At 44.5% G+C, this 14,712-nt stretch carries 6 protein-coding genes; 4 read left to right on the top strand and 2 right to left on the bottom strand.

The window, feature by feature from the left end:
* Positions 1-146: 146 nt before the first annotated feature.
* Complete coding sequence (locus tag Q8W40_RS07880; RefSeq protein WP_305396640.1) at positions 147-3,278, top strand: galactose-binding domain-containing protein; 3,132 nt, start codon at positions 147-149, stop codon at positions 3,276-3,278.
* 837 nt (positions 3,279-4,115) lie between these two features.
* Here the strand turns inward: Q8W40_RS07880 and Q8W40_RS07885 are convergent.
* Complete coding sequence (locus tag Q8W40_RS07885; RefSeq protein WP_305396641.1) at positions 4,116-6,947, bottom strand: galactose-binding domain-containing protein; 2,832 nt, start codon at positions 6,945-6,947, stop codon at positions 4,116-4,118.
* Between the two features lie 851 nt (positions 6,948-7,798).
* Here Q8W40_RS07885 and Q8W40_RS07890 point away from each other — a divergent pair.
* Both Q8W40_RS07890 and Q8W40_RS07895 read left to right on the top strand, forming a co-directional pair.
* On the top strand, positions 7,799-8,815 hold the full coding sequence (locus Q8W40_RS07890; RefSeq protein WP_224055865.1) for a TAXI family TRAP transporter solute-binding subunit: 1,017 nt from the start codon (positions 7,799-7,801) through the stop codon (positions 8,813-8,815).
* A gap of 91 nt (positions 8,816-8,906) precedes the next feature.
* Positions 8,907-11,024 (top strand): TRAP transporter permease, encoded by a 2,118-nt coding sequence (locus tag Q8W40_RS07895; RefSeq protein ID WP_305396642.1) that lies wholly within the window; start codon positions 8,907-8,909, stop codon positions 11,022-11,024.
* A 54-nt stretch (positions 11,025-11,078) separates the two neighbouring features.
* Here the strand turns inward: Q8W40_RS07895 and Q8W40_RS07900 are convergent, their stop codons facing one another.
* Positions 11,079-13,241, bottom strand: coding sequence for an ATP-binding protein (locus tag Q8W40_RS07900; protein ID WP_305396643.1), 2,163 nt, complete (start codon positions 13,239-13,241; stop codon positions 11,079-11,081).
* Positions 13,242-13,447: 206 nt separating this feature from the next.
* On the opposite strand from Q8W40_RS07900, the gene lhgO reads away from it, so the two are divergent.
* Complete coding sequence (gene lhgO / locus Q8W40_RS07905; RefSeq protein ID WP_305396644.1) at positions 13,448-14,650, top strand: L-2-hydroxyglutarate oxidase; 1,203 nt, start codon at positions 13,448-13,450, stop codon at positions 14,648-14,650.
* The last annotated feature ends 62 nt before the right edge of the window (positions 14,651-14,712 follow it).

The raw sequence follows: 14,712 nt of genomic DNA on the forward strand, positions 1-14,712 counted from the left end.
ATTGTCCATAAATGATGACAGCGGGATTGAAAGGGCTTCCGTGAATTTCCTTTCTTTTGCGTCAAAATGGACAGAAAAAGGCGCATATTTTGCGCGAAAAATTGAATAAGGTTTAGTCACAACAAACTCAAGGAAGAGGTATTTTCGTGAAGCTGAATTATTTACCGTTACTTTTGTCTGCTTTGGTCTCGCAGAACATTCTGGCCGCCGAGCCGGAAGATGTTCTTCCGGTGCCATCAGAGAGACAACTATCGTATCTTGATAATGAGATGAATGCATTTTTCCATTTCAGCCTTAATGGGTACTACAACCGCGAATGGGGAAATGGAACAGAAGATCCTGAAATATTCAACCCTCACCAGTTCAATGCAGACGAGTGGGTACAAGCTGCAAAAGATATGGGTGCGAAAAATATCATTTTGGTTGCCAAGCACCACAGTGGTTTCCATCTATTCGATAGCCCTTATTCTGACTATGACGTGGCAAATACACCTTGGGGAAGAACTCAGGCGCCACCGCGAGATATGATGAAAGAGGTCAGAGACGCTGCGATTGATAACGGCATTAAATTTTCTGTCTACTTGTCCCCGTGGGATCGTCACCATCCGAACTACGTTGTTTATAGAGACGACTACTCTAGTGAAGATGACTACGATCAAGCGATGAAGATTTATGACGATTTTTTCTCCAATAGTTTGCAGTATGTCCTTGATAATTATGGTCCGATCCATGAAATGTGGTTTGATGGTGCCGGCACGGGGCCTCAATTTGGTCGGACCGGCTTGGATTTCGAGCGCTTTATCCAAACAATCAGGAATACGTCACCTGAAACAAACATAGCAATCGTTGGACCAGACATTAGATGGGTTGGCAATGAACACGGAACAGCACCGGAAAATGCTTGGAGCATCCACCCGCTTTCTGACCGTGACGACAGATACAACGAAACTGGTGTGGTATTAGATGGTCGCTTCAGAGGAATGTCCTCTTCGGAGCGTTTGAACTTTTATCCTAATGAGTGTGACACGCCTATCCTAGAAGACGATCACGGGCATATTAAGTGGTTCTGGTGGGATTCTCATCGGGTAAGGAGTCAGGATACACTGTTTAATACTGTTTATTTTGACTGCGTTGGTCATAACAGTAGCTTGCTGCTCAATTTGTCTCCAGATACCGAAGGTAAAATTCCTCAAAATCAGTCGGTTGCTGCAAAAGCCCTGGGTGATTCCATTCGCATGACATTTTCTAACAACCTTCTTTCCGGTGCGTCAGTTAGTGCGAGCAGTATCCATGAATCGACGTACAATCCGAGTAAGGTCCTTGACGGTAATAAGAATACCTACTGGGCGGCGCAAGATAAAAGTGGATGGCACCATACACCTAGCGTCTCTATTCAGGAAGAGTCGTTAACATTTACAATGGACACTCCGATCAGCTTTGATGTGTTTTCAATTTCTGAACCCATTTTTAAGGGGCAACGTATTACTCACTTTTCAGTGCAGTCCCGTTTAAATGAAGGAGAATGGAAAACCATCGTTGATAAAGGGCTTATTGGAACCAAGCGCTTAGTCAAACTCCCTAGCCAAGTGATTGCAGACGAGCTCAAGGTGGTAATTGATGGATCGCGAGATGTGCCGCTCATATCAGAAGTGGGTGTTTATAAACACGAGCAAAGTAAAGTGGACGTTACATTTAGCCCATCTGAGACACTTCAGCCGCAACCATTTGAAGTGACGCTTACCTCCCCAATAGATAATGATACAATCTACTATACAACGGATGGTTCAGAGCCTACGTACAACTCACCGGTTTATACAACCCCAATTTCCATTTCTCAGCCAACGACTATCAAAATACTCAGCCGTTCAGCCGGAATTAAAAGCAGCAAGCAATATTTCTTGGGTACAGCTAAAAACCTGGCGATAGACTCTCGTGCAGTGGTGTACCAATCTAGCGTTCATGCTTCTGGTGCAGGTCCAGAGCGGGCTGTTGATGGTAATGTCAGTGGTCATTGGGGGCATCGTTCTGTTACCCATACAGGAGAAGCCGCAGGAGATGCTCAAGACCCGTGGTGGGAAATAGATTTAGGGCGAGAAGTCTTTGTTAGTAACATTGTTTTGCATAACCGAACCGATTGTTGCTCTGAACGATTGGACAACGTGACGGTTCTTGCTCATTTTGAGCCGTTAAATAGCAAGGTGCCACTTCAAGTCAAAAATCATCAAGGCGTGTTTGTAGGTAACACGGGCGAAAATGTCGGTAGCAGTGTATCGATTCCGGTAAATAGGCAGTCTCGTTTTATACGAGTTCAGGCGGAAGGCAGTGACCGCTACTTATCACTTGCAGAAGTACAAATAATGGGAATAGAGAGCAGCGATATTGTTCATAACGTCGCCAAGAATATGTATACGGTACAAAGCTCAAATCTTGGCGGCGAAGATACATCGAATAAAGCTGTTGATGGTAATACAAATGGCAATTTTAGAAATGGATCAGTGAGTCATACCAGTGAGAATGGAAGTGTAGGTGATACATGGTGGCGTGTGGATCTAGGTGAATCTAAACCCATTTCCCAAATCCGGATCTTTAACAGGACGGATTGCTGTTCAGATCGTCTAGCGAATTTCGATGTGTTGGTATCAAACAACCCGAATATTGGAAGCAATGTGGCTTGGAGTCATTACCAAGGGCAACCTGTTGGTGACTCATTGAACTTAAATCTCAACAACGTACAAGGTCGTTATGTAACGTTGAAAAAACGCGACAACACTATTCTTTCGCTTGCTGAAGTCGAAGTCATGTCAACTGAACGGAGTCTTGGTTTGAACGTATCAACCTTTAAGCAGGCTTCACAAAGCTCGGAACATAGTTCTGGAGCGGCTGCTTCACGGGCAGTGGATGGTATCGATAGTGGTATTTGGGGGCATGGTAGCGTTTCACACACAGGAGATAATGACACAAATGCATGGTGGCAGGTCGATTTAGGTGACAAGCGTACTATAGGATTGGTAAAACTCTTAAACCGTACCGATTGTTGTGGAGATAGGCTGGAAAACCTTCGTGTTCATATAAGTGATAGCTCGTTTGGTAATGCGACGAATGAGGATATTATGGCACGTGATGATGTGGTGACGGTTAACTACAGTGGTCCAACTAAAGCGGAAATGGATATTGTAGCGGGTTACTCAGGTCGTTATCTGCGTATCAGTCGAGATGGTGTGACTGAACCTTTGCACATAGCTGAGGTAGTGGTTATTGAACCCATCGTCGGAGATTGAACCAACACTTGAAGGTAAGGAGGAGGAGGCTAACTAAGCCTCCTTTTTTTATCTGAAAATAAAAAAGCCTGACTTAGGTATTGGGCAAAAAGTGATATCTGGTCGTGCGTTGTGAAGTTCTACTCACTTTCAGCATGTTGGTGTGCAATATAGTGAAGTATTTATACCGCAAGGCTCGTTGAGTTGGTTGTCCCGACCAAAATGCGTACTAGCGCACTGGAAATCATGTTCAGATAAATAGACAGACTGCGATAGTCAATATCGACTAAAAACTAACCAAGCAACCTGAACAAGGGCTTCTACGACTTTTGCTCATGTTTCCTGCCATCTAATTGGTGGTTAGATCTCGTGCATTCTTCAGCTCGGATGCAGGTATCCAAAGTCGTCATCATTACATATTGGAAAGGGCTTGGTATTAAACTGCGTTCTTTCTCGGGTACTGAAACAGAAATGAGCCTCTGAATCCTGCATCTTGACGTCACCTAGGCATATACAAATATGAATGAGTATTTGATCAGTATCGCTGATTTCCTTGTCACATCTACGATGTTAGTTGTTTATTGAGTAGAACAACTGCACACCCAGCCTCTGCCTTGTTCAAATAACCCACAACTAGTTGTAAAAACAGAGACGAGAAAGTCTTCAAGCGAGTTCATAGCAAGGCATACTTTGCCTGCGCAAACTTAGAACGGCTATAGATCTTAATTATTATTACTCTAGTGGGAGGTGAAAGCGCTGGTTTTTTGGGTTTGTGGGATATATCGGGAGAAAAGCCAGTGATGTAAAATCACTGGCTTTGATTTGGTTAGGTATTTTTACTTTTATATCTGAAAGTTATTACTCAATCTCAACTTCCGCGAAGCTTAGTACGCCAGTATTTTCTTTTCGAATTAAGACGTGCCTTGCTGAAACGGTTGGAATAAGTACTTCGGCTACATCGCTGATTACATTGACCTTAATAACATGCTTTGATGCATTAATGTTTTGGCTTAATGAAGCCGTTGTATCAGGAAGGTCATCATACAACATGATGTATACATCATTGGTTCTTGTTAAACAGCAATCAGTTCGCGAATGAATTGTGATTTTGTTGATAGCCTGAGTATTGCCTAGATCCACGCTCCACCATGGTTCAGCCTCACTTTGAGTATGTGTAATTGTCCCTGTGCCGAAGTATTTACCAACAACGCCATCAACTGCTTTTTCAGCATATCCACCTACGAGTGTTGAGCTTTGTGAAGCATTTTGGTTGAGCGCCAAGTTATTTGAGACATCAGGGGCTTTCAATACGATAACTTCTGCGAGAGAGAGAATACCTTGACCCTCAATCTGCACGCGGATATAACGACCATTCAGAATTGAGGAAATGTTCCAAGACTTCCCTACAGCATCACGACTGTATTGAGTAATATTTGTATCATTTTTAAGTTGTTCAAGTGTTTTCCCCTGCATTGAGGTATCGGATACAAACACATAGACATCTTGAAGCCTGCGGAAACAGCAGTCAGTGCGGTTAAGCAACGTAATATTGGTAAACGCTTCCTGCGCACCAAGGTCAATTTCCCACCAAGGGTTGAGCTCGTTCGCTGTGTGTGTCACGGATCCATTGTGGTAGTTACCATCAACGTTTTGGTCAATGGCGCGCTGGGCGCTGCCGCCATATTGGGTAGAGCTCTGGGTCGCTGTGCCATTTACGGTAAGGTTTCGTGAGTATTGGAGTACCTCTATTTCTGCAGTATTCAGTACCCCATAATCTGCACTTTGAACTTTTACGTAGCGTGCATTGCCATTGACTCTCGAAGAGAGCACACGTCCAGATTCACTTTTATCCAGCAACGCAATGTTTTCAAGTGCCTGTAGATTACCTGTTGAATCCCAGAGAGAATAATCAATCGGGGAATCACTCCAGTGAACCGCAATTTTATTCAGTCGATCAGTGCAACAATCTGTGCGGTTCCACACGCGAACTTCATCGACATGATGAGTGCTTTCCAAATCAACAGACCACCAAGGTTGATCCTCTGTCTGCGTGTGTTGGAGCGAACCCCTTGAAACGTATTCTTGGTTAACCAAGTACTGGTTTTCACCTGAATAGTCGCCATCGACGGCTTTATTACTGACAAGACCGCCAAAGGTTGAGCTTTGAGAAGTGGTTTTCCCAAACGCGACATTGTTACCGGGAATTTTCTGATTTATAAATACCAATTCATCTTTGATTTCATTGATATCTTTCATGTGTTCTCTGATAAATTCTGGCATGGTTCCAGCTTGTACAATAGGAAGGTTCAGCAGGAATGTGCCATTGGGTGTAAGCGTTGTTTCGTAGAGAATTTTTGCAAGAAAATAAGGATCTTTTGGACCCCCTGAAGCATTAAACGAGAACCAGTTACCCGCAGAAATGCCAGAGTACATGGTGTTGAACCCTTTGACATGAATAAATTCGGGATCCAGTCCATCAGCTAATGTTTCTAGTGACGTTAAGTCTGCAGTGTCGTTCGAGTATTCCTTATCATTATTCACTATTATTGTTGATGGTGATATGTGACGGATAAAGTCACGCAGATCTTGATAAGGGACATAGTCATAAGATGCAATCTGTCCCCATGCGTCAAACCACAGTAAAGGTACCTCGCCATATTCCGTCAACAGCTCGCGCAACTGATTTTTAATAAATAGTGGATCTTGCGTCCGCTTCGTCCAGTTAATTACTGTCAGCCCATTGCTGGTATCAACACCTTCCGGTCTTGGAGCTGTCGATGTCGTGTTTATCTTTGGATCGCGTCTGTCCCATATAGAAAAATATATCGCGGGTGTTACGCCCACTTCCCTAAAAGACTCCATGTACTCGGCAACAACATCACAATCACAAGGTGAGTTTAGAGAATTATGATCGGTGTATTTCGTATCCCAAAGAGAAAAGCCATCATGGTGCTTTGCAGTAAGCACGGCATAGGTCATGCCAGCTTCTTTTACGATATTCGCCCACTGGCGAGTGTCTAGATTTGTCGGGGAAAAGTTTGATACTGGAACGAAAGGATCTGCCCACTGCCTGTAATCATAGGTGGACATATTGTAGTGCAGGAATGCACCATATCGGTGTTCATCAAGGAACTCTTTTACAGGGAGGGGCGGAAGGGTCTCGTCACCGAATATTTCTACTTCAGCAAGTGATAGATAGCCGTTATCCGGCTTTTTAACCATCACGTACTGATAATTTTCAGACACTGCTTGTGAAACGATATCGTTTGTGTTGTCAGAATAAGAAATTGACCGTACACCATTGTGATTGTTCAACTCAGTAACAGTCATCTCTGACATATCAAAGTTGGAGAGATAAACATTAAAATTGCTATTCCGCTCTTCGCAGCAATCATTGCGAAAATAGATCTTTATCTCTTTAAGGTTCTTGCTGGTTCTGAGGTCAACTTGCCACCAGGGTTCGATCTCATTATTGGTATGTGTAACTGAATCAAAATTGTAGTTTTGGTCAGTGCGCCCGTCTATAGCCCTTTCAGCAGTTCGACTAGCATAATCTGAGCTTTGCGTTGCTATACCCGCGAGTGCGTAATTTCGTTTATCTCCTGTATTTGCTGGTGATGCAATTGCACCTCCAGCAAACAATAGCATCGCGCCGGATAGCAAGATTGGTTTTAAGAATGCCAAATCCATTTGGGTACTCCTTTGAGTAAGCTTTTTCATTGATCAACGATGTTGTCCGTTAGTTCTATAACCTTTAAGCCCATAAGACACAACTAGTACAAACCAAACTTAATGTAGCATGTTGTAGTTTTGTGTGTTTTGTTTGAGCTTCATGCGGCTGTTTGGCATGTTGTGTTCGTTTTTTAGGCTATCTTATAGTTGTATTCATTGCAAATAAAATAGATTGTTTTATATATGAAATTATCCGGTGATCGGGTAGGTAGATTTGTATAAATGGATTAGCTATACCCAAGTAATCTCAAGATGCTCGATTCAGCGAGAATTAACTGGCTCTCAGGTAAGGCACCGATTTGAAGAGCGAGTGGCTCTAAATCAATAATCGGCAACACAGTATGAAAACCAGTGAGGCTCCCCCTCGAGAGCACATATTCTGTCCCATTTTCTTCGTCAAATAACATGGAAAGGAGTCGTCATTTCTCTGCGTTTCTTCTTGAACTGAAACAGAATATGAGGGTATGAACGTGCCAACTGAGGTTACTTAGTCAATCTGTAATGAGCGAAATTTTGCCGATAGCTTGGTGGAATTGTGTTCAAAGGTCAGATAATTCATCTCAAGCCATATTTAACAAAGAATTTACATAAAACGCGATGAGCAAGATTTTGCTCATCGAATTTAACTCGTATAAGCAGAATTTTGCTCATTTAGATAGGGTGTTGTTTTAAATTCTATATAAAACAATAGGTTATTTTTTGGCGCGTATGTTGCTATAGGGAATGGAAACAACAAACGCTCACAGGATTCAATTAAGCGATCGCGCTTGAAAGAAAAGGTGAGCCAATAACCCTACATGGAGCGTAACATGTTAAAAAACAAACTCGTAAAATCTCTTCTTCTCGCCACCACACTTGCGGCTTCGGTTTCTGGTGTCGCATCAGCAGCAGAAAATCGCAGTTACATTTTAGCAACAGCATCGACTGGCGGTACTTACTACCCAGTTGGGGTTGCATTGGCAACACTAAGTAAAATTAAGTTGGAGCCTAAGCATAAATTCGCCCTATCTGCCATCAGCTCAGCAGGGTCGGGTGAAAACGTAAAACTGCTTAGAGAAAACGAGGCGCAGTTTGCTATTCTTCAGGGTTTATACGGTGCTTGGGCATGGAATGGCGAAGGCAAAGTGAAACAATCTGGTCCTCAAAAGAATTTACGCTCTGTTACCATGCTTTGGCAAAACGTTGAGCATTTTGTTGTTCGTTCTAAGTTTGCAAAAACAGGAACAGTGAGCGATTTGGCGCAGATGAATGACAAGAAATTCTCTATTGGTAAAAAGAATTCGGGTACGGAAGGATCCGGTCGTCAGATTATGTCTGGCTTAAACGTTGACCCAGATAAATTTAACCTCGCCTATCTGGGCTATGGTGCCAGTGCCGATGCACTACAAAATGGCGCTATTGATGGTATGAATACCCCAGCTGGTGTACCGGTTAGTGCAGTTACTCGTGCTTATGCCGCGCTTGGTAACCAGATTCAAGTATTGAACTTTACTGACGCTCAAATCAAAGAAGCCAACAATGGATACGAATTGTGGACGCGCTTCGTCATCCCTGCAAACACTTACCCGGGTCAAGACAAAGACATCAACACGATTGCGCAACCTAACTTCTTAGCCGTTCGCGACGACATTAGCGACGATGATGTTTACATGCTGACTAAAACCATTTACGAGAACCTAACTTTCCTAAATGGTATTCACAAAGCAACCAAAGCAATGGCGATTGAAAAAGCGATTTCTGGTTTACCTGTACCATTACACCCAGGTGCGGCTCGTTACTACAAAGAGCAAGGCATCACTATTCCATCACACCTAGTTGTTCAGTAACCGATAGCCCAATAACCCTCACTGCACCCGAGCCGAATTCCCCCCGGCTTGGCTCGGGTACAGTTTTTCTGCCGTACCTGAGGAAAATATCATGGAAGAAAAACAAGACGTCGATTTGGCGCAATTTGAGCTGCCTATAAGAACGGATTTTCCGTGGCTAACGACGTTTATCACGGCTGTAGGCATTGTTCTGGCTGGGTTACATATTTGGTTTAATACGTTAGCGACACTGCCGGAACTGTGGGTTTCAGCTACACACTTTGCAGGGTTTTCCTTAGTGTGCGCTCTGCTTTACCCTGCAAGAAAAAGTTGGAAGAAGAGTCGATTTGCTCTCGCCATTGATATGATTATTGCCGCTGCTGCGGTGTCCTGTTTGATTTACATCCCTCTCGCTGAAGACGCTTTGTATGATCGTGGCGTGAAATTCGTTACGTTGGATTGGGTGTTTTCGCTGATGAGCATTGTCATTGTGCTAGAGGTGATTCGACGCACGATCGGCTGGTTCATTCCAGTGCTTATTATCATCTCACTGACTTACGTGGTTTGGTGGGGGCAATGGGTTCCCGGTGTATTTCACTTCCCAGGGTTAAGTGCAGAAACCTTACTTTATCGCAGTTTTTACAGTTCAGAGGGCATGTTCGGGACGATTTCCAGAATCAGCTGGAGCTATGTATTCATGTTCATTCTCTTTGGCGCATTTCTAGTCCGATCTGGCGCGGGTGATTTCATTATTGATGTTTCCCGTGCGGTCGCAAACAAAGTGATCGGCGGTCCTGGGTTTGTGGCGGTTATGGGTTCTGGCTTAATGGGATCTGTTTCGGGTTCCAGTGTGGCCAATACGGTTTCAACGGGTGTTATTACCATCCCGCTTATGCAGCGAGCTGGTTTTCCTTCAAGGTTTGCAGCAGGTGTCGAAGCTGCCGCTTCAACGGGTGGGCAGTTGATGCCACCAGTGATGGGAGCCGGCGCTTTTATCATGGCATCTTACACGCAGATTCCTTATGTCGATATCGTGGCAGTGTCCATTGTTCCAGCCATGATCTACTTTCTCTCTGTCGCGTTCTTTGTTCGGATCGAGGCAAAAAGAAGTGGTGTGCACCAAGTAGAAGCGAACAGTGTACCAGTGCTTAAAGTGTTGGCTTCGGGGTGGCATTACCTGATCCCTCTAGTGGTGCTGGTTTACCTACTCGTTTCTGGCTTTACACCAACGTATGCTGCGGGTATCTCTATCATATCGGTCGTTGTTTCCTCTTGGCTGTCGCCGAATAAAATGGGCGTTAAGGCTATTTTTGAAGCACTGGCTCAAGGGTCGAGAAACATGGCAACCACTGCTGTGCTTTTAACGGGTATCGGGCTTGTGATCAACGTGATCAGCACAACGGGTGTGGGTAATACGTTCTCGCTAATGATCAATGAATGGGCGAGCGGTTCCCTCATGATCATGTTAGTACTCATTGCCTTAGCATCATTGATTCTGGGAATGGGTTTACCTGTTACCGCAGCGTATATTGTACTCGGTACTTTGTCGGCTCCTGCTCTTTATAACTTGATCGCTCAAGACCAACTGCTAGAAATGCTGACGTTAGGGCAACTACCAGAGCAAGCAAAAGCCATATTTATGCTGGCAGCGCCTGATCAACTTGCATTGTTGAATGCACCGATGGCTGTAGAAAAAGCGCAAAGCTTGATTGCATTGGTTCCAGCGGAGTTTTTACCCACCTTACTTGAGCAAGCGATAGGGATAGAGAAAGTTGGCCTAGCCTTGCTTGCGGCGCACTTAATAATCTTTTGGTTATCGCAAGACAGTAATGTCACGCCGCCAGTCTGCTTAACCGCGTTTGCAGCAGCAACCATTGCACGAACGCCTCCGATGCGAACAGGCCTCACTGCATGGAAAATTGCAAAAGGGCTGTATATCGTGCCTGTTCTGATGGCCTATACCGCGTTGGTGAGCTGGGATCTTATTTCGGTGATATCGATTGGTGTGTTTTCTGTATTCGGAGTTTATGCACTTATCGCGGCTCTAGAGGGGTATTTAGAATCTCCTTTGAGCTGGTGGTTAAGAGTTGTTGTGGCAGTTCTTGGTGTTGTGATGATGTGGCCAGATGTTCCATTAGTAATACGTGTTGCCGCTGTCGCTGTATTTATCGGCTTGTTTTATTACAGTTACCAAAATGACAAAGTGGCAGGAGAAATTAGGGCTAGCTAAATGGGTTTCCTATTTTATTTGGCAGGCAGGGGCGGTTGACCTTTTGAGATGAACCTAACTGGCTTTCTTCAAGCTTAATGTAAACGTCATCCCTGATTCGAATACGGGGGTGGCGTTTTTTATTGGGCTACTGCTGTTGTTTTTTGCCCATACCTTTCCTTGCATTTCCTTCATGCTATTTGCGGATATTGCCAAGCCCAATCCAAGCCCTTGTCCTACCTTTTTACTGGTATAAAAAGGTTCGAATAGGTGCTGCAATGCTTCGTCTGTAGAGCCCGTACCGTTATCTCGAATATGTAGCTCTATGGTGTCCTGTAAAACCGTACTCTCTATCTTCAGCATTGGCGATGTCGATTGGTTCATTGCATCAACCGCATTTGAAATAAGATTCCCAATAACCAGAGCAAGACGGTGCGGCTCCCCTAATGCATCTGGCATAGGGCTAGGCCAATTCACGGTGACTTGAACCGATTTTAGTGTGTCGGCGTGCAATCTAAGAACTTCTTCTGTGATAGCCGAAATGGAAAGCGGAACAAGCTCTTGTGAGCGGCTGTAGGAGAACGTTTTAAGTTCACTGGTCATCGTCGCCATTCGGTCAATTAAGCTGTCTACTAATTTCATGTTTGCCTTGAGTAAGTCGGTTTGCTGGCGTTCTATCAGCACACCGCTGCTCGAAAGCAAGGTTCTAATACCCGTTAAAGGTTGATTGAGCTCGTGTGTAATGGCACTCGACATTCGACCTAATGCCGCCATTTTGCTGTTTTGAACCAGTTCATCTTGCGCCGCTTCGAGCGCTAAGGTTCTAGCTTTCACACGTTCTTCTAATTCTAGATTTGCCTTTTGAAGGGCATTTTCTGCTTTCTTACGCTTGCTGATATCAATAAGGGTGGCGAGGTAACCAGATTGCGCACCAAACGTCATGTAAGTCAGTGAGAATAGAGTGGGGAAGCGAGAGCCATCACTGCGCTGTGCCATCACTTCAACCGCGCTGAGTTCGGTAATGTCTTTATTTCTTTGCGTCTGAAAACCAGCGTGCTCTGAAGATCTAGCGTTCTTTGAAGTATCAATGCGAGTCGATAAATTCTTAAGCATCGACATTACCGTGGTATTGCCCATCATGGTTTCAAATAACTGCCACGCTTCCATATTGGTAGCCAACGGTTCAGACAAACCAAAATAGCGCAGCGCCATGGGGTTGATATAGGCAACGCGACCTTGTTCAGTCAGCATCATCAAGCCAACATCGGTCTTTGAGATGATGGTGCGCAGCTGCCTTTCGGAATCGGAAATCGCCTGTTGCAGCGCTTCTCTAGAGCGGATTTTTTGTCGTCTTTCAATCGTTAACAAGATCACGACCAGTACCAAGAGCATCAAAATCGCCGCTATCAGCATGACGGTGTTGACCGTGTCATCAAGTTCTTTAATTGGGGTCAGATAATGAATATTCCACTTGAGGTCATCTAAGCTTACGCTTTGAACCAAATAAGGCTGGTTTTCAATAGAAACGAGGCTCACTTCTGTCCCGTCGGGTAGTGAAAACGGGGTGAGCGGCGGCATTGTGTCCTTGCCTATTTGGTGGTTTAAACTAGATTGAGAGCTCGTGAGGAAAAATCGTTTTTGGCGATCACTGATCAACACAAACTCATTGTTAGCTAACCAAGATTCAGACAATGTTTGAAGGTTTATTCTAGCGACTGCGATCCCAATCAGTCCTTGAGAACCGTAAATCGGAGCGGCGCGGTAATAGCGCGCTTGCCCTTGAGAAAGGTAGCTCAGAGTAACAACCTCTCCCCCTAATTGCTGCATTAAAGACGTAATTGCCGCGCCGTCGGAGTCACGCCATTTATAAACTGGGCTGCTACTGGCAACGAAATCGCCATTCGAGTTGAGCAAGTACCATCCACGGGTTTGAGACGCTTTATCCAATTGAGCGAGGTAGGTTTCAACGGCTTCTCTTTGTGAGACATCGCCTTCCAATAGTGATCGGCTGGGTTGGTGCTCTGCAATTAAATAGGGCAAAAAATCGTACCGAGCTAAGGTACGCCGGATATCGCCAACATAGATGAGTAATCGATCCTGACCACTTAGATGTGTGTTGTCTAACAGCCAGCCTTTCGTGGTGTCTCGGATAAACAGTAAAGTTAGGCTCATTGCCAGAATGATTAGAAGAATAACAGGCAGTTTTCGAAACGGATAAGACGGTTTTCTATTCTCCATTACTTTTTGTTCTCGGTCACTTTATGCTCTCAACCATTTTATCTTGTTAGCCACATTATTTACCTAAAAAGTCATCGCACTAAGGCGCATTTTGCCCTTAGTCACTAATTGACACTGAGTTTAGCAAAAGAACTGTCTATGGCGGTCCGTATGTAACAAAATTGTGAGTTATAGCTTTGAGTATCAAGTCTTGGAAGGGGTTTTCTGTGCAATATGATTACGTTGTATTAGGTGGGGGAATTGTGGGGGTGTCAACAGCTTGGCAGCTTCAGCAAAATGAACCTAACGCGAGAATTTTGCTTGTCGAAAAGGAAAAGCAACTCGCCATGCACCAGACTGGACATAATAGCGGTGTTATTCATGCTGGGGTGTATTACGCGCCGGGCAGTTTAAAGGCTCAGTTTTGTCGCGAGGGTGTGGATGCAACCAAGGCTTTTTGCCTGAAACATGACATTCCTGTCGAAAACTGCGGCAAACTATTAGTAGCGACAAACTCGGTTGAAGTTAAACGAATGGAAGCGTTGTTCGAGCGATGCCAAGACAACGGTATTGATGTCGAAATGTTATCTCAAGAGCAGCTAAAAGAACGCGAGCCGAACATTACTGGGTTAGGGGCAATCTATGTGTCGACCACCAGTATCGTCAACTACACCAAAGTTTGCATGGCGATGGCGGCTGAGTTTACCGAAATGGGTGGAGAGATCCGATTTAATGCCAACGTTACGCGATTAATTGAGAATACTGAAAGCGTCGAGGTTTGGATGGATGGCGGCGCAGTAGAAACTCAATTTCTCGTCGCGTGCTGCGGCTTAATGGCGGATCGCGTCGCGAAGCAAATGGGTTTACCTACCGACTTCCAGATTGTACCGTTTCGCGGTGAGTATTATCGATTAGCAGAAAAACATAACGACGTTGTTAACCACCTAATCTACCCCATCCCTGACCCGGATCTTCCATTTCTCGGTGTACATTTGACTCGGATGATTGATGGCTCTGTCACAGTAGGACCTAATGCGGTGCAAGGTTGGAAACGGGAAGGGTATGGCGCGCTCAATTTTAGCTTGAAAGACACCGCTGAAATGGTGCGTTTTGAAGGGTTTTGGAAAGTATTGGCAAAGCACTTGAAGACAGGGTTAGAAGAAACCAAAAACTCGTGGTGGAAGCCGGGGTACTTGAAGCTAGTTAACAAATACTGCCCTGTAATCGAGCTTAATGATTTAGAACCTTATCCGGCTGGCATCCGTGCTCAAGCGGTAATGAAAGATGGGAAATTAGTTCATGACTTTTTGTTTGTGGAATCCAAACGCAGTCTTCATGTCTGCAATGCTCCTTCTCCCGCAGCCACATCTGCTATCCCTATAGGGAACTACATTTGTGAAAAAGTGGCGGAACTGAAATCCGAGAAATAAGAGTCAAGAAGCTAAATAACTAGTTAGCTAGGAAGCTAAGAAATTAGGGACAAAAAAATGCC

The organism is Vibrio penaeicida (assembly GCF_030689305.1).
Lineage (GTDB): Bacteria > Pseudomonadota > Gammaproteobacteria > Enterobacterales > Vibrionaceae > Vibrio > Vibrio penaeicida_B.

Excerpts from the sequence above, each read along its gene's own strand:
- Q8W40_RS07885 (WP_305396641.1), bottom strand. The coding sequence starts at position 6,947 with ATGGATTTGGCATTCTTAAAACCAATCTTGCTATCCGGCGCGATGCTA.
- Q8W40_RS07900 (WP_305396643.1), bottom strand. The coding sequence starts at position 13,241 with ATGGAGAATAGAAAACCGTCTTATCCGTTTCGAAAACTGCCTGTTATT.
- Q8W40_RS07890 (WP_224055865.1), top strand. The coding sequence starts at position 7,799 with ATGTTAAAAAACAAACTCGTAAAATCTCTTCTTCTCGCCACCACACTT.
- Q8W40_RS07895 (WP_305396642.1), top strand. The coding sequence starts at position 8,907 with ATGGAAGAAAAACAAGACGTCGATTTGGCGCAATTTGAGCTGCCTATA.